This is a genomic window from Coriobacteriia bacterium, from assembly GCA_013336165.1.
Classification (GTDB): domain Bacteria; phylum Actinomycetota; class Coriobacteriia; order Anaerosomatales; family JAAXUF01; genus JAAXUF01.
This window is the reverse complement of the sequence record JAAXUF010000008.1, coordinates 1-15,868: the sequence shown is the minus strand read 5'-3', so window position 1 is coordinate 15,868 and position 15,868 is coordinate 1. Positions and strand designations below refer to the sequence as shown.

Here is a 15,868-nt window from a genome sequence, read left to right as displayed (position 1 = left end):
CGGCGCCACTTGGAGAACTAACGTGCTTCGAGGAGCCCGCCGACGGTGCCGGCAACGTCCCCAAGCGAAACGCGTATCTCTTCCTTCGTTCCCATGTTACGCACCGTCACTTCGCCCGCCGCGAACTCGTCGGGGCCAAGAATCGCCACGAACTTCGCACCGAGCCGGTCCGCCTGCTTGAACTGCGACTTGAGCGAGCGCCCCTGATGGTCCATCTCGGCGGCAAGACCCGCATCGCGCAACGCCGAGACAAGCGCGAACGCCGCAGCCGTCACGGAATCATCGACCTTGGCGACATAGACCTCGGCGAGCGGGAGGCTCGCGGACTCGACACCCGCGGCCTGCAACGCAAGCAGCGTGCGCTCGAAACCAAGCGCGAAGCCGAGGCCAGGCGTCGCCGGACCGCCATACTCCTGCATCAGGCGGTCGTATCGGCCGCCTCCGCCAATAGCGTTCTGGCTGCCAAGCCCGGCATCGACCTGCACCTCGAACACGGTGCGGGTGTAGTAGTCGAGGCCGCGCACTAGCGACGGGTCCTCGACGTACGGGATGCCGAGACCATCCAGCAGCAGCTTGACGGCCGCGTAGTGCGAGCGACAGTCATCGCAAAGCTCATCGACCAGCTTGGGTGCCTCGGCCATGATCGCCGCGCACCCGGGATTCTTGCAGTCGAATGCGCGCAACGGGTTGGTGTCGGCTCGGCGGTTGCACTCTTCGCACAGGTCGGCGGAGTGATCGCGAATGAAGCCCGCGATCTTGTCGCGGTATGCCGGGCGGCAGTTCTCATCGCCCATCGAGTTGAGCAGAAGCCGCATGTTCGCGACCGGAACGCCGACAGCCTCGAAGAATCGCCACAACAGTGCGATGACTTCCGCGTCCGCCGTGGGCTCTGCCGAGCCGATCTGCTCGACGCCGATCTGCCAGAACTGCCGCATGCGGCCCTTCTGTGGGCGTTCGTAGCGAAACATCGGGCCGGCGTAGTAGACCTTGAGCGCTGGGCTGCCCGTCCCCGCAAGACTGTGCTCCAGCGCCGAGCGAACCACGCTGGCGGTGTTCTCGGGACGCAGTGTCAGGGAGCGCTCAGAGCGGTCGGTGAAGGTGTACATCTCCTTGGAGACGATGTCTGTAGCCTCGCCGATACCGCGCGTGAAGACCTCGGTGTGCTCGAATGCAGGTGTGTAGATGGGTTCGTAGCCATAGCGGGCGAACAGTTCCTGGGCGGTGCGCGTCAAATGCTCCCAGACTTTGGCGGTCTGCGGGAGCATGTCGGCGGTGCCTTTGGGTGCGCGTGCATTGATCGGCGAAGCCATGGCGGTTTCTCTTGAACCCCTCGTCGAAAAGCGGATCTGCAGGTGATGACTATAGCATGGGACGGCGTGGCAGAAACCGCGGGACACCAGTTCGGGATACGCCTAAGCCCTCGGGAAGAACTGGTTGAGCTGCCGTTCGCGGCTGATGGTGGTGTTCGGACCGTGACCGGGATGCACGACCGTCTCGCCAGGAAGCGGCGCAAGCTTCGCCGCGATCGAATGCGACAGCGCGCGTCCGTCACCGCCCCCAAAGTCGCTACGCCCGACGCTGCCGGCGAACAGCGTATCGCCCGAGAACAGCTGCGGCGCACCCCCTGCCGGATCCTCGGCGAAGAGGCAAATCCCGCCAGGAGTGTGGCCTGGCGTATGAAGCACGGTGAACAGAAGTTCACCTGCAGCGATGGAGTCCCCCTCACAGAGGAGTCTATCGGCGACAGGGGCGACACAGTGGTAGCCGAGCATCGTAGCCAGGTTCTTCTGAGACGACATGCTGTCCACTGCATCGAGCTCATGCACCATGAGCGCAGCGCCAGTCGCCGCAATCAGCGCCTCGACACCGCCGAGGTGGTCGAAATGCCCGTGCGTGAGCACGATTGCGGCTACCGAACGGCCGTCGAGTACCTCGAGTACACGCTCCGCGTCCCCCGCCGGATCGATCACTAACGCAGGACCGCCTGCGTCGTCGGAGACAACCCAACAGTTCGCCTCAAGCGGGCCGAGCACGATGCGGTCCACTCTCATCTGTGGTCTCCTCCCCGCTTACGCTGGCTCGCCTCTCCGGGCTGCATGCGTCGCGCCTCGAATACGCCTTCCGTGCGGCGCACCTCTCCCAATACGGAGTCCAGCCGTGACAGGTCGCCGATCTCGAACAGATAGCGCATGTCCACCGTTCCGTCGCGGTGCGTGGTGGTAGATGACGAGAGGATGTTGACGCCCTGCTCGGCGAGGGCCGAGGTGACGTCCTGCAGGAGACGTAGCCGATCCATCGCCTCGACGAATATCTCGACCTGGAAGGTCGTCGATGTGCCGGTGTCCCATTCGACTTCGATGATGCGCTCGGGCGTGCTCAGGAGCTCGGCGGCGTTGGGGCAGTCGCGGCGGTGGACGGACAGGCCGCGCCCGCGCGTCACGAAGCCGATGATCGCGTCACCGGGCACCGGGGTGCAGCACCGCGCGAGGCGCACAAGGACGTCGTCGATGCCCTTGACCTTCACGCCGCCGGCAGGTTTGGTGCGCTTGCCGCGCGGCGGCGTCATCGGCATGGCGAGTGTGAACTCGGGCGTCTTGGACTCAGGCTTCTCGGCCTCACCGTCCTTGGCCATGAGCTTGAGGAGCTTGGTCGCGACCATCTGCGCCGAAACCTTGCCGGCGCCGATTCCTGCGAACACGTCCTCTGCGGCCGTGAAGTTCAGCTCGACCGCAACGGCGTCCGCGGCCTTCTCGGCGGTCTTGCTGCCGATTCCCAGACCGTGCTTGCGCATCACCTTTGCGAGCTCGTCACGCCCGCGGACGAGATCGTCTTCACGAGTGGCCTTGGCTAGGTGGTTGCGTATCTTCGATCGCGCCGAGGAGGTCTTGACGATGTTGAGCCAGTCGCGCGAAGGGTTGGCATTCTTGTTGGTGAGGATGTCGACGCGGTCGCCCATCTGCAGTTCGTAGCCGAGAGGTACGATCGAACCGTTGACCTTCGCGCCCACGCAATGGTTCCCGACCTCCGTGTGGATCATGTAGGCGAAGTCGATGGGGGTTGAACCGCGCTTGAGCGATATGACGTCGCCCTTAGGAGTGAAGACGAAGACCTCCTCTTCGAACAGGTCGATCTTGAGAGCTTCCATGAACTCGCGCGGGTCTTTGAGCTCGGTCTGCCACTCGAGCATCTGACGCAACCATGCGAGACGCTCATCGAACGCGTCCTCCCCTCGCGAGCCCTCCTTATAGCGCCAGTGCGCCGCCACGCCGTACTCGGCCATGCGGTGCATCTCTTCCGAGCGGATCTGTATCTCCAGCGGCGCGCCCGACGGGCCTATGACTGTCGTGTGCAGGGACTGGTACATGTTGAATTTTGGCATCGCGACGTAGTCTTTGAAGCGGCCGGGCACCGGCTTCCAGATCGAGTGAACCGTGCCGAGAGCCCCGTAGACATCCTTGACCGAGTCGACGATCACGCGCAGGGCGATGAGGTCGTAGATCTCGTTGAAGTCACGGCCCTTCTGGCTCATCTTCTGATAGACGCTGTAGAGATGCTTGGGCCGCCCCGATATCTTCGCCTTGATCCCGATCGCGGCAAGTTCCTCCGTCAGCTGGCCGATGACCTTGATCGTGTAGTCCTCGCGGGCCTTGCGGCTCTCGGCCACCATTCGCGAAACCTGGTGGAACTTGTGCGGCTCAAGGTAGTAGAACGCGAGATCCTCAAGCTCCCACTTGATACTCGATATCCCGAGCCTGTGTGCGAGCGGCGCGTAGATCTCGATGGTCTCGCGCGCCTTCTCGATGCGGCGGTCCTCGGGCAGCGCCGCTAGGGTTCGCATGTTGTGCAGCCGGTCAGCGAGCTTGATGATGATGACGCGGATGTCCTTCGCCATCGCTATGAGCATCTTGCGCAGGTTGTTGCTCTGCGCCTCGGAAAGCGATTCGAACTCGATTCGGCCCAACTTCGTGACGCCGTCGACGAGCTCTGCGACTTCGTTGCCAAACTCGTCGCGGACTGCCTCGAGTGTAACGTCAGAGTCCTCAACGACATCATGCAGAAGCGAAGCTACGAGCGTGGTCGTGTCCATATGCAGCTCGGCGAGAACAAGCGTGACTTCGAGGGGATGTCCGATGAAAGGTTCACCGCTCTTGCGGCTCTGACCTTCATGAGCTCGCGTAGCGAAGGCAAACGCCTTGTCCAGCCCTGTGAGGTCTGCGGCAGGGTTGTATGCCTTGACCTTTGTCTCAATCTGTTCGAGCGTTGCCGACATCGGATCCTTTCGAGAAACGCATCCCGTTCGCCTTAAAGGCGCTGGCTCATCATCGTATTGTACGTGCCCACAGACTCGAGTACAGCATCAAGGATACCGACGCACGTCTACTCTCTCGGCAGGATCGGCCGGTTGAAGCGTGCGAGCAGCTCATCGGCCTGTGCTCCAAGCACCCACGCCTTGAAGTTGCCGAACTCTTCGACCTCGTCCTTTCCCTCGGCATATCTGACGCTCGACTCGAGGTCGACCTTTGCCGTGCCGGGCACGAACGTGAGCCGCCGATAGGCCCCATGCCCCTCACCGGTCACGAACCCGAGCTCGCGGAAGATCCCCAGCGCCGAGGAAATACCTCCCTCATCGAGCGCAAAGCCCTTGCGCGTCTTCCGACAGCGCTCGGCAAGCTCAGCATTGGTAATCTCGAAGCCGGCACCCTCGGCAGCGCCCAGATCGCGCAGAACCACATACAGCGCCACCATGTCATCGCGCGCCGGAGCCAAGGAGGACAGGATGGTCTCGTTGATGCGCGCATCCTTCTGACCGAACAGCAGGTGCACGCGCGCGACGGCGCCGTCGCGCCCGGCGCGGCCCGACATCTGGTTGAACTCAACACTATTGAACGGCAGGTGGTACAAGACAACGTTTCGGATATCGGGGATGTTGACGCCCTCGCCGAACGCGCTGGTCGCGATCACCAGCGACACCTCGCCCGCGCGAAACGCGTGCTCGACGGCGTGGCGCACCGATCGCGCGAGGCCGCCATTGTAGAACGCCGTGCGCATCGCCACGCTTGGCACCCGTTTGCGCAGCATGCGTGCGAGCTTGACCGACTGATCGCGTGAGTTCACGTAGATGACACTCTTCTCGGGCCTAGCCGCGAGCACCAGAAGGTAACCATCCTTGTCGGCGATACCGCGGCGATCCTCGATCACGAGGTTGTCGCGCACCGTCGGGTCCAGCACGGTCGCGGTAATGTGCAGTGTGGAGCGGATTGCGGTGGCAGTCGCGTCATCGGCGGTTGCCGTGACCGCAAGCACCACCGGGCTCCCGAGCGTCTCCAGCGCAAGACCGAGCCGCGCGTACGCCGGCCGGTTCCCTGCACGCGACATGCCGACGTGATGCGCCTCGTCGACGACCACGAAGCCGACACGCCCGCCTTGGGCGAATCTCCCCGCATACAGGTCCAGGAACTCCGGTGTCGTGAGCACAACGTTGAGACTGCCTTCGGCCAGCGCCGAGAACGCCTCGTCGCGCTCGCCCTGCGAACTCTCGCCGGTCACCGTGCGGACGACGAGGCCGACCTCGGCGAACACTTCTTCGAGGTGGTACGCCTGATCGGCGACCAGTGCGCGCAGCGGAAAGATGAAGATGCTCGCGCGCCCATCGCGCAGCGCGGTTCGCGCCGCGTGGAGGTGGAAGATCAGCGACTTGCCGCGACCTGTCGCCATCACCGCGAGCGTGTTCTCGCCGGCGGCCAAATGCGCAAGCGCGCGAACCTGCGCCTCATGCAGACTACGATTGCCGATGAAGCGCTCTGTGAGCTCCCGGTCCAGAGCGTCTGCAGGAAGCGCAGCCAGCTCCACACGGCGTGACGCCCTCTGGGCGACGGCATCCTCACCATCAGCCCCGCCGCCAGCCCCGCGGCGCGAGACGAGCACGTTGACTCCCAACGAGCGGCCTTCCTCGCCACCGGTGACTTCCGTGACCTCGACGTCGTAGCCGACACCCTTGTCGATTGTGGCCGCCAATGCGGCGGCAAGCCGACGGTTGAGGAACCCGACTTGATCGCCATGTGGATCAAAAAGCGCACAAGCATTCGAGTCAAACTGATTTTCGGGTTGACGCACGAGACGCAGGGGGATCCCCGGCACGACCCGGCCGAGAACATCCTGCCTGCCTTCGAAGGTCACCCCCGCAAGTTTCGTGTGAAAGGCGTCCGCGTCCTCGATGTTCGCGTACTCCTCGCGAGCCAGGATCGCATCGGCCTGCGCGAAGAGGCTCTCCACCAGCTCGCGAGCCGGGGCATCCGCCGGGACATCGTGAACGACGAAATCGCGAACGCGAAGCTGCACACGGTTTCGGCCTCGCCACTGATCGGCGGTTATCTCATACGCCAAGTCGACCGCACCGTCTTGGTCGACGAGATCGTCGATCTCGGCACATCGAAATGAGATTGCGGGCACGCTCACTGCACCGTCGAAGGCGGTGAACCTGAGGTGGTTGCCAAGCTTTCCCACACGCTGGCGGCCGTTCATGAAGACCCCGCGGCTCACCATGAGCGGGACCGGGTTTGCATGTCCGAATGGGGCGAGCAAATCAAACTCCGCCGCGAGCTCAACACTCACGTCGCCAAGCTCCATCTCGGCGTCTGCGTGCATCGAGGTTTCGAACTGTGAAGCTGGCAGCGTGTCAAAGTGGGCTACCAAGCGCCGACGCAGCTCGTCGACGTCTTCCGCCGACAAGGTGCAGCCCACGGCCGCGGCGTGTCCGCCGAAACGCGTGAGAATGTCGGCGCACGAAGTCAGCGCAGCGAACAGATCGACGTGCCCGATGGTGCGCCCACTTCCTCGCGCCTCGCCATCGGCAACGGTCAGCAACAACGTGGGCACGTGATAGAGAGCCGTAAGTCGCGAGGCGACGATGCCTTTGACGCCTTCGTGCCAACCCTCGCCCGCTAAAACGAGCGCGCGCTCGCCGCGGTAGGTCCGCTCGGCCAGCGCGGTCGCAGCCGCCGCAAGGTCGGCTTCGGTGTTCTGGCGCAGGCGGTTCAGCTCGTCGAGTTCGCGCGAGAGATCTTCCGCGCGCCCCGGATCGTCCGTCATCAGCAGATCGAGCGCCAGCTGCGGGTCGGCCATGCGACCGGCAGCGTTGAGCCGCGGCGCGAGCGAGAACCCCACGGCTTCCGCCGAGAACGCCTCCAGCGACACACCGCTCACGGCGGCAAGAGCGGCGATCGCGACACGCGGATCACGACGCATACGCTCCACGCCATCAGCCACGAGCGCGCGGTTCTCGGCGAGAAGGGGGACGACGTCTGCCACGGTGCCGAGTGTTGCGAGGTCGGCGAGTTCGCGCCACACGTCGGGAAAGCCGAGACGCGCTCCAACCGCCTGCACGAGCTTAAGCGCCACGCCAGCGCCGGCCAGATCGCGCGACGGACAACCGGCGGCGTCGATGCGCGGATCGGCTACCGGCACGTCGAGCGGGATACCGGTGCCGGGCTCGTGGTGATCGGTGATAACCACGTCGATGCCGTGTCGGGCAAGCACGGCGACCTCCGCCGCCGAGGAGATACCGCAGTCAACGGTGACCACGAGGGACGGCCTCAGACTCACAAGCCGTTCAATCGCCCCCTCCGAGAGGCCGTATCCTTCGCGGAACCGATGCGGAACGATCGCGCTCACAGCAGCACCCATCGCGCGCAACCCGCGAGCTGCTACCGCCGACGCCGAAACGCCGTCCAGGTCGAAGTCGCCGAACACGACGATATGCTCCCCCGCACGGACGGCAGCCGCCACCCGATCGGCGACCTCGGTCATACCGGGGATCACCTCAGGGTCGGCCCAATCGCGCGCCAGATCGGGCGAAAGGAAACGCCGAGCCTCTTCCTTCGTCGAAATACCGCGCGAAGCGAGCACTCGAGCGGTCACCGCCGAAAGCCCCGTTTGCGCCGAGAGAGCGTCAACCACGTCCGCGTCAACGGACGTGACGAACCACGGCATCTGCGGACAGGATTCCATCATATGTCCATCCTAGCGGACGGGACCGACACACACGATAGACGTGAATGCCGGTCCCGGTCGGTTCGTATCGTTTGGCAACACGAGCGGCGGCTACGAAGTCTTCAGGTATTTCTTCGCCAAGGCCGCGAACTTCGGTTCCCGCTCTTTCCATACCACGTAGATCGGGGCAGCAATGCCGATCGAGGAATAGGCGCCGGCGAAGAGCCCGATTGTGAGCGCGAAAGCGAAGTCCTTCAGCGTGGCTCCGCCGAAGAGCAAGAGCACGACGACCGGTATCAGCGACGTTACGGTGGTATTGATCGAGCGCATGAATACTTGGTTGATCGACCTGTTCGCCATACTCATGAAGGACTCTTTGACCAGACCGTGCGAGTTCTCTTTGATCCGGTGGAACACGACGATCGTATCGTAGAGCGAGTAACCCAGAATCGTGAGAAGTGCCGCAATGGTGTTCGGTGATACTTCTAGCCCCACAAGGGCATAGATGCCCAGCGTGATGAGAATGTCATGCGCGAGTGCCAATACCGCAGTGACCGACATCTTGTATTCGAATCTAAGCGCCACGTAGAGCAGAATCGCCATGATCGAGACCGCGAGCGCCAAGAGCGCCTTGCTGGTGACGCTGGCCCCCCAACCGGGACCGATCGTCGTGACCTGGAAGTCGTTGCCGGAGAGCTTCGTGACCTCGGCCACCTTCGATGCGTCCTGAGACGCCTTCACGTTGTCGGTCTCGGCGGTTCTGACGATGAAGCCTTTGACTCCGCCAACGGTGCTCGTCTGAACCTCGGGATTACTCACGCCGACGCCTTCGAAGGCCTGGCGCATCTGTTCCGTCGAGACGTCCCCGGAGTTGGAAACACTGACAACGGTACCTCCCTGGAACTCGACACCGAACTTCAGCCCACGAAGCGAGAGCGCCCCGATAGACACGATGATCAGGACAATCGAAACGCCGTACATGATCCGCCGCTTACCCAGAAAATCAATGTGGAACTTAGGCACCGGAACCACCTCGCTTTCCGGAAGCCCCGACTCGAGTCTGAGTTGTCTCCTTCGGAATCCCCCAGAACGCAGGCGCCTTTCGCAGTGCTCCCTCGGCAAGCAGGATGATCAGAGGACGGCTGAAGATCACCATCATGATGATGTCGCAGGCAATTCCCAGCATCAGTGTGAGCGCGAAACCCCGAACGGGTCCGATCGCAATCGCGAAGAGCGCAAGAGCCGAGACGAAGGTCACCAAGTCGGCGTCAACACTGGTTCCGATCGCGTGACGCGTGCTCGACAGCGCCGCCGACCGGTACGTCTTGCCCATCGAAATCTCTTCCCTGAACCGCTCGTTGATGAGAATCGACGAGTCGGCCGCAAGACCGATCGTCAACACGATACCCGCGATACCCGGCAGTGACAGCGCAAAGAGATTGAATGCGGACATCGCTGCAAGCAGCCCGAGGAACATCGAGGCGAACACAAGAAGTCCCAGCACCGATACGGCACCCATGCCGCGGTAGAAGATCAGCAGGTACACCGCCACGATGAGCAGGCCCACGAGCGCGGCGATGACGCCTTGGCGAAGCGAGTCCTGGCCCAAGGTCGCCCCGACAGCCCGGGTATCCACGGGCTCGAGCTTGACCGGCAACGACCCCGTCTGCAGCACCGTAGCGAGGTACTTAGCCTCGTCAACTGTGAATGAACCGGTGATCTCCGTGTTGCCGCTGACGATCGCGCTCTGTATCTGAGGTGCCGACTGCACGACCCCGTCCAACACGATGGCGACTTGCTTTCCGATGTTGGCGGTCGTATAGGCTCCCCATTTCTCCATACCAGCCGAGTTCATCGACAGCGTGACGGAGAGCTGGCCGGTGTTCTGAGAGTTCTGACCGGCTGTGGCATTCGTGATGACGTCGCCCGTAAGAACCGGCGTGTAGGCCAACCCAGCCGGTAGCTCTGGTGCGCTGTCCCTCGGCGCGCCCACGCCGACCCATGCGGCAATGGCGGCCTGCGTGGCTGTCGGAAGCGAAGAGACATCCACGAACTCCAGACGTCCGGTCTCGCCGATGATCTGAAGAGCCGTGGTGGAGTTCTTCACACCCGGCATCTGAACCAGAATCGAGTCGCTCCCCTGCTTCTGAATGCTCGCCTCCGAGGCGCCCAGCTTGTTGACCCGGTTCTGGATGATCGCGATCGCGCGATCCATGTCAGCGTTGGTCAACGTCTGTCCCTGGGAGGGAGTGGCCTTCAGAATTACCGACAGCCCACCCTTGATGTCGAGGCCTTGCGTGATCTTGGTCGCGGGAGGCATAAACAGCACCCACGACCCGATCACCAGCATTGCGGCGAGCGCGAGCAACAGATAGTTGCGCTGTCTCGGGTTCATTCCCCCTACCTTCCTTGCTTCGTACGTCGTCAAAAAAGCAGTCTAGACGAGCCTAGTACCGTTGATCACCAGCGAAAACTCGGAGTCGATGACCTGAGCCGCCCTGCGGCACAGCTGCATGCGTTCCAGGAAGATCTGGAAATAGTCGATGATCTGTATCTCTGTGGTATCGATCTCGACCTCGAGAGTAAGCACGCGGCTGGGCGAGTCGACACGAAGGAAGCTTCGCTTGGCCGCGTGATTGACTCGGTCGTGAATGTCGTACGTTGCCGGGTCGGCGTTGCGCACGCGTGTCTGGTGCACGTCGGCCTTATCGGCGATGACGCACGCCGCAGCTGCCGCAGTCGAAGGATCCGATGCGTCCTCCTCGTGATTACCAACCGCGTTCATAACGGTCGCGATCTCAGCATAGTCCATACCAAGCCGTGTCAGGGCTGCTCGAGCGATCATCGCCGAGGATATCCAGTGGTTCGATCGCGACACACAGTTGCCGATGTCGTGCATGAAACCCGCGATCGAGGCCACCTCGGCCACCCGGTCGTCGTAACCTAGGCGCCGCAGTATGTTGCCGGCGATGTGCGCCGTGAGACCGGCGTGACGCATGCCATGCTCCGTATAGCCGATGGCGCCGAGGTAGTCGTCGCCCATCTGCATGTACGCCAGAAGTTCTGCGTCCTTCTGGACGACTTCAAGCGTGACAATCGGCAGGGTGCCGGAATCCTGCGGATTCTGCAGATCAGGCATTCGGTGCGTCTTTGTCCTCAGCAGCTTCGTCGTCGGAGTCCGCGACCAAGGGCTCGGCTGCGATGTTCTCGGTCTTCTCGGCAGGTACCACCGAGCCGATGGCACGCTTGGCGATCTCGAGCTCGGAACCGTCCGCCACACGAACGCGAATGCGGGTATCGCCAACGGCGACGATGGTGCCGTAGATGCCGCCTATCGTGACGATCTCAACGCCGGGCTGCAGCGACGAAACCATCTGCGTCTGCTGCTTTGCCCGCTGCTGCTGTGGACGGATGAGCAGTAAGTAGAAGGCGCCAATGACCACGAGGTAGATGATGATCTGCTGATACGACACGAGGGCCCACCCTTCAATATGCGCGCCGATCCATCGCGGAGCGGCCGACGGCCAATCATACCAAAGAATCAGTAGTCGTCGGCACCCGGCGACCGGCGCCATGCATCTAGGAACTCACCATATCTACCCTCGATGATGGCATTCCTGGCGCGAGTCACCAGATCGAGCAGGAAATGCAGGTTATGGACGGAAAGCAGAATGGCGCCCAACATCTCCTTCTGCGTGACCAGATGCCGCAGGTAGGCGCGCGAATACCCTGTGCATGTCGGGCAGCTGCACTTCGGGTCCAGCGGCGTAAAGTCCGCCGCATACTGCGCGTTGCGAAGATTCATCCTCCCTGCCGAGGAAAACGCGGTGCCCATACGCGCCGTACGGGTCGGGAGCACGCAATCGAACATGTCGACCCCAAGGCCGATCGCCTCAAGGATCGTCGTGGGGTTTCCCACGCCCATCAGGTAACGAGGCTTGTTCCGTGGCATCGCGGCAGTCACGGGCATGAGCGACTCAAGCATGAGATCGTGCGGCTCGCCGACGGAATACCCGCCGATGCCGTAGCCCGGCAGGTCGAGCTCGGCCAGGCGCTCCACGCTCTCGAGCCGCAGGTCCTCGAACACGCCTCCCTGCACGATGCCGAACAGCGCCTGGTCCTCGCGTGTGTGCGCAGCCTTGCAGCGCGCGGCCCAGTCGGCCGAGCGGCGCACAGCGGTGGCGACCAGCTCCTTCTCGGCAGGGTATGGAGGGCACTGGTCGAGCTGCATGGCGATATCGGCGCCGAGGTCTTCTTGGACGCGCATGTTGTCTTCGGGCGTCCAGAAGTGCTTGGCGCCGTCGAGAATGGAGCGGAACTCGACGCCGTCGTCAGAGAGCTTGAGCGTGTCGGCGAGCGAGAAGATCTGGAAGCCGCCGGAGTCGGTCAGGATCGCGCGGTCCCAGTTCATAAACGTGTGCAGGCCGCCCGCGTCACGGACGATCTCGGAGCCCGGGCGCAGGAAGAGATGGTACGTGTTCGCGAGCAACACCTGAGCGCCGAGATCGCGGAGCTGCGGCGTCGTCACGCCCTTCACCGTCGCGCGGGTACCGACCGGCATGAAGACCGGCGTTTCGATGACGCCGTGGGCGGTATGAAAGTGTCCCGCTCGCGCAGAAGTCGATGCGTCGCGCGCCTGGAGTTCGAAGTCGAAGAGTCTCATGCGTGCGATTGTATCCGAAGTGCCGTGCGAGGCGCTTCCTAGTACACTTGAAGCATCGCGTGAACCATTGTGCCTACCGACGCGTCTTATGGGGTGACATGCGGGACAAGCCGACAGACGATGACGCCTCGCTGCTCGCCGCGGCTCGCGCCGGCGATCTCGCCGCATTTGAGACGCTCGTGCGCACGAACACGCGCATCGTCTTCGCGCATGCACTGCGCTTCTTCGGCGATCCGCATGCCGCCGACGACGTAACGCAGGAGGTGTGGATCAAAGTGTACCGGTCGCTTGCGACCTTTGACGAACGGGCCCGCTTCTCGACGTGGCTCTACCGCATAACGCGCAATACCTGCCTTGATCAGATACGCGCCGGCAAACACCGCCCGTTGCCGTCCGATCTGCTCGACGCCGCAATCGCTCCCGGAGACTTCGCCGATGAGGTCGCGCTGTCCGTATCCGTCGAGAAGGCGATGACTGCACTGCCATCGGAAGATCGAGACGCCCTATCCGCCATCGCACTGTTCGGCCTGACGTACGCCGAGGCCGGCGTCGCACTCGGCATCCCGGCAGGAACCGTGAAGTCCCGCGTGTTTCGTGCGCGCCGCGCACTCACCGTTTCGCTCGCCCTAACGGGAGGGGGTACGTAGATGGACTGCCTCGATGCTCAATCTGTCATCTCCTCATCCCTCGATCGCGAGCCGGTCGAAGACGCTGTCTTGGCCCAAGCCAAGGAGCACTGCCGAGAATGCCCCGCATGCAGCGCGTTCGTCCGGACGTTGCTCGTGATCCGCCACTCCCCAGTGCCGGCGGCGCCCGACGATCTTGCGGACCGGGTGATGGCGGCGGTGAGGGCTGAGGCGACAGCGCAAGCGGACGCTGACGCGCAAGCGGCTGCAGCCCAAGCCGATCCGGAAACCACACCCGCGCCGCAGCCCTCCGAACCGGACGAGGACGACTCGGCCGCCTCTCGACGTCTTCCGAGCCGCACCTCTCTCCTCATGCGGCTGCAACACGTCCGAGTGCCGGCATGGCTCGGCAGGCCCGCCGCAGGGTGGATAATGGCAGCGGCAGTGTTCCTCGTGGCGGCCGGAGTGCTCGGCGTCGAAGGCCTGCGGCAGATGTCGGGTCAGCAGTCGCGCTCCACACTGAGTGCCACATCCGCCGAGAAGGGCGCTTCGCAGGATGCCGCATCTCCTTCCGTGCCGTCCTCGGCGAGTGCAGCCGCCAGCGTTGCCGGAGGGGTCACGGAAGCAGCATCGCCACCCCAGGCCGTGACATACAACGGGATCGTCTATGTGAATGCAGGGCAGGCGACGGTAGCCCGCGGCACATTGAAGCAGGTCGGCTTCACAACCACCGCGCTTGGAGAAACCGGGTCTGCGACCCGCCGCACGGTTTTCGGCGACTCCGACGCCTCACACATCTACATCGCCGACAAAAAGGACCAGCTCTATGCGTTCGCGCGAGTGACGCGCGCCTACGGCGGGCTGACCTACGCGCTGACCTCATCTGAACTGCCGGCTTTCGGGCAGTGGCCGGCGCTGCCTACGCAGATCCAGCCCCCGCAAGCGCCCGACGGCTCGCCAACGTTCGCGCTGGTGGGAACCGACAACTCCGGAGTGAGGGTCTTCCGTCTCTCCTCGGCGACGATCACGTTGGGCATAGCGATCGCTCCCGGCTCTCCTGCGACCGATTCCGCCGCAGGCAATCCCGGTTGGACGTGGTGGGAGCCTATCCGCTGACAGGTCGATCGTCTCAAGGCATGAGAGTGGCGGGGCCGATGGCTACTCGCAGTACACGCGAACCTTCTCGCCGTTCTTGCCGTCGACGTTGACTTCCATCTCGCGCAGCGCCTCGATGAGCTCGTCGATATCTTCCGGCTTGAAGTTCGAGAAGTCGATCGACATTCCCTGCTCGGCCATCTGGCTATTGATCTGATCCATCGCCTGCGGCGGGATGAGCGACGTCAACTTCAGGCCCGAGCGCACGAGCGCGAGGGGGATCTTCACATCGACCTTCTCGCCCTCGTCGCTGTCCACCTTCACGTGGAGGTACTTGGGCAGTGCGTTGAGCACCGGCGTCGGATCGCCCTTGATGAATGACGCAGCGGGCTCGGAGAGCGTCTTTTCTTCCTTGCGCGACTCCAGCGCATCGAGCAGACGCTCCGCTTCTTCGGCATTGATCTTTCCCTCGGCCAGCATGTTCAGGATGCGAACACGGTCCTCGTTCATCTTCGTCCCTTTCTCTTACACGAGGTCGATATCGACGACGTTCTCGTTCGAATGGATTCGCACCACAGTGCCCCGCATCGCTCCAACCACTTCAAAGCAGCCGAGCAGGAGCAGCGTGTATCGATGGTAAGGTCGACCCACAGCAAACAGCACCACGTCGGCCGCCATTGCAAGCAGCAGCGCGAGTACGACGATGGGCAGAAGTACCAGCCACACCAGAAACAGCGGCAGCCATATACCGAGGTTGGGCCGCTCCGGTGTGCCAACGCGCACGTAGAGCAGCATCGGCGGAAGCATCAGCGCCTCAACCTCTCCGCAGCCTCATCCGCCGAGATCTCGCCGCGCTCAAGCATCGCGAGCACGTCCTCTTCGCCCGCGAACACGGGCGCCTTGGCCGCCACCTCGACCAGACTGAGCTGGTCGGCGATGCGGTTCAAGCGGTTCTTGACGGTCGGATAGCTCACGCCGAACGCTTTCTCCATGTCCTTGATCGAGCCGTGGCTTCGGACGAACTCGCTCACGAACACCTGGTCTTCGTAGCGCAGCCGAGCGAGAGGCGGCAACTCGAACTCGCCCTCGATCACCACACCGCTCTTATCGAGCCGCACGCTCGTGATCATGAACGACCAGTCTCCTGTGAGATCCGTCAGTTCGTGCCACTCGTTGCTCATTACGTCCACCTCCTGAAGTCCATTCCTTCAGAGACATCGTAGGACACTTGTGTTAGACAATCAAGTTCTATATTGAGAATATCAATATTATTGCGCACTAATATTCTTAAATCAGAGTTTATACTCGCACTTGACGACGATTACTCGGCCAGACGGCCCCATTGCATGAACGAAGGGCCAGCATCTATGAACTAGACCCCAAAAGCTGGACGGCTTAATAGGGGTCTCAAGCGGCGTCCACGGACTGGGTCCGGAATTGTTCCGGGCTCAGCCCTTTCAGTTTCGGCTGGTACCTCTTGGTGTTCCAGTAGCGG

Annotated in this window: 15 protein-coding genes; 2 read left to right on the top strand and 13 right to left on the bottom strand. The window is 62.9% G+C overall.

The window, feature by feature from the left end:
- Positions 1-17: 17 nt before the first annotated feature.
- The 9 genes from HGA39_06840 to tgt form a co-directional block, all read right to left on the bottom strand.
- Positions 18-1,298, bottom strand: coding sequence for a histidine--tRNA ligase (locus HGA39_06840; protein ID NTW29061.1), 1,281 nt, complete (start codon positions 1,296-1,298; stop codon positions 18-20).
- 114 nt (positions 1,299-1,412) lie between these two features.
- The gene (locus HGA39_06835; GenBank protein NTW29060.1) at positions 1,413-2,051 is read right to left on the bottom strand and encodes an MBL fold metallo-hydrolase; all 639 of its coding nucleotides are present in this window, start codon (positions 2,049-2,051) and stop codon (positions 1,413-1,415) included.
- Positions 2,048-4,270: a bifunctional (p)ppGpp synthetase/guanosine-3',5'-bis(diphosphate) 3'-pyrophosphohydrolase gene (locus HGA39_06830; protein ID NTW29059.1), complete on the bottom strand. Its 2,223-nt coding sequence runs from the start codon at positions 4,268-4,270 to the stop codon at positions 2,048-2,050. Before HGA39_06830 ends, HGA39_06835 begins: the two co-directional genes overlap by 4 nt.
- A 107-nt stretch (positions 4,271-4,377) precedes the next feature.
- Positions 4,378-7,989, bottom strand: a complete 3,612-nt coding sequence (gene recJ, locus HGA39_06825) for a single-stranded-DNA-specific exonuclease RecJ (protein ID NTW29058.1) — start codon at positions 7,987-7,989, stop codon at positions 4,378-4,380.
- A 111-nt stretch (positions 7,990-8,100) separates the two neighbouring features.
- Positions 8,101-9,012: a protein translocase subunit SecF gene (gene secF / locus HGA39_06820; protein ID NTW29057.1), complete on the bottom strand. Its 912-nt coding sequence runs from the start codon at positions 9,010-9,012 to the stop codon at positions 8,101-8,103.
- Complete coding sequence (secD, locus tag HGA39_06815; GenBank protein NTW29056.1) at positions 9,005-10,384, bottom strand: protein translocase subunit SecD; 1,380 nt, start codon at positions 10,382-10,384, stop codon at positions 9,005-9,007. Before secD ends, secF begins: the two co-directional genes overlap by 8 nt.
- A gap of 42 nt (positions 10,385-10,426) precedes the next feature.
- The gene (locus HGA39_06810) at positions 10,427-11,086 is read right to left on the bottom strand and encodes an HD domain-containing protein (GenBank protein ID NTW29055.1); all 660 of its coding nucleotides are present in this window, start codon (positions 11,084-11,086) and stop codon (positions 10,427-10,429) included.
- A gap of 34 nt (positions 11,087-11,120) precedes the next feature.
- The gene (yajC, locus tag HGA39_06805) at positions 11,121-11,462 is read right to left on the bottom strand and encodes a preprotein translocase subunit YajC (protein ID NTW29054.1); all 342 of its coding nucleotides are present in this window, start codon (positions 11,460-11,462) and stop codon (positions 11,121-11,123) included.
- Positions 11,463-11,530: 68 nt separating this feature from the next.
- Positions 11,531-12,652: a tRNA guanosine(34) transglycosylase Tgt gene (tgt, locus tag HGA39_06800; protein ID NTW29053.1), complete on the bottom strand. Its 1,122-nt coding sequence runs from the start codon at positions 12,650-12,652 to the stop codon at positions 11,531-11,533.
- A 59-nt stretch (positions 12,653-12,711) separates the two neighbouring features.
- Here tgt and HGA39_06795 point away from each other — a divergent pair, with 59 nt between their 5' ends.
- Both HGA39_06795 and HGA39_06790 read left to right on the top strand, forming a co-directional pair.
- Positions 12,712-13,299 (top strand): RNA polymerase sigma factor, encoded by a 588-nt coding sequence (locus HGA39_06795; protein ID NTW29052.1) that lies wholly within the window; start codon positions 12,712-12,714, stop codon positions 13,297-13,299.
- Positions 13,300-14,394 carry a hypothetical protein gene (locus HGA39_06790; GenBank protein NTW29051.1) on the top strand — a complete coding sequence of 365 codons (1,095 nt, stop codon included), beginning with the start codon at positions 13,300-13,302 and terminating at the stop codon, positions 14,392-14,394.
- Between the two features lie 42 nt (positions 14,395-14,436).
- On the opposite strand, the gene HGA39_06785 is transcribed toward HGA39_06790, so the two are convergent.
- From HGA39_06785 to HGA39_06770, 4 genes are all read right to left on the bottom strand, one after another.
- Positions 14,437-14,883, bottom strand: coding sequence for a hypothetical protein (locus HGA39_06785; protein NTW29050.1), 447 nt, complete (start codon positions 14,881-14,883; stop codon positions 14,437-14,439).
- Positions 14,884-14,898: 15 nt separating this feature from the next.
- Complete coding sequence (locus HGA39_06780; GenBank protein NTW29049.1) at positions 14,899-15,180, bottom strand: hypothetical protein; 282 nt, start codon at positions 15,178-15,180, stop codon at positions 14,899-14,901.
- On the bottom strand, positions 15,180-15,554 hold the full coding sequence (locus tag HGA39_06775; GenBank protein NTW29048.1) for a DUF2089 domain-containing protein: 375 nt from the start codon (positions 15,552-15,554) through the stop codon (positions 15,180-15,182). Before HGA39_06775 ends, HGA39_06780 begins: the two co-directional genes overlap by 1 nt.
- Positions 15,555-15,780: 226 nt before the next feature.
- Positions 15,781-15,868 (bottom strand): IS3 family transposase (locus HGA39_06770; GenBank protein NTW29047.1); only part of this gene is annotated, 88 nt, incomplete at its 5' end.

Bases quoted from the DNA above. Each gene is read 5' to 3' on its own strand.
- HGA39_06835 (NTW29060.1), bottom strand. From the start codon at position 2,051: ATGAGAGTGGACCGCATCGTGCTCGGCCCGCTTGAGGCGAACTGTTGG.
- HGA39_06830 (NTW29059.1), bottom strand. From the start codon at position 4,270: ATGTCGGCAACGCTCGAACAGATTGAGACAAAGGTCAAGGCATACAAC.
- recJ (NTW29058.1), bottom strand. From the start codon at position 7,989: ATGCCGTGGTTCGTCACGTCCGTTGACGCGGACGTGGTTGACGCTCTC.
- secD (NTW29056.1), bottom strand. From the start codon at position 10,384: ATGAACCCGAGACAGCGCAACTATCTGTTGCTCGCGCTCGCCGCAATG.
- tgt (NTW29053.1), bottom strand. From the start codon at position 12,652: ATGAGACTCTTCGACTTCGAACTCCAGGCGCGCGACGCATCGACTTCT.
- HGA39_06790 (NTW29051.1), top strand. From the start codon at position 13,300: ATGGACTGCCTCGATGCTCAATCTGTCATCTCCTCATCCCTCGATCGC.
- HGA39_06785 (NTW29050.1), bottom strand. From the start codon at position 14,883: ATGAACGAGGACCGTGTTCGCATCCTGAACATGCTGGCCGAGGGAAAG.
- HGA39_06780 (NTW29049.1), bottom strand. From the start codon at position 15,180: ATGCTTCCGCCGATGCTGCTCTACGTGCGCGTTGGCACACCGGAGCGG.
- HGA39_06775 (NTW29048.1), bottom strand. From the start codon at position 15,554: ATGAGCAACGAGTGGCACGAACTGACGGATCTCACAGGAGACTGGTCG.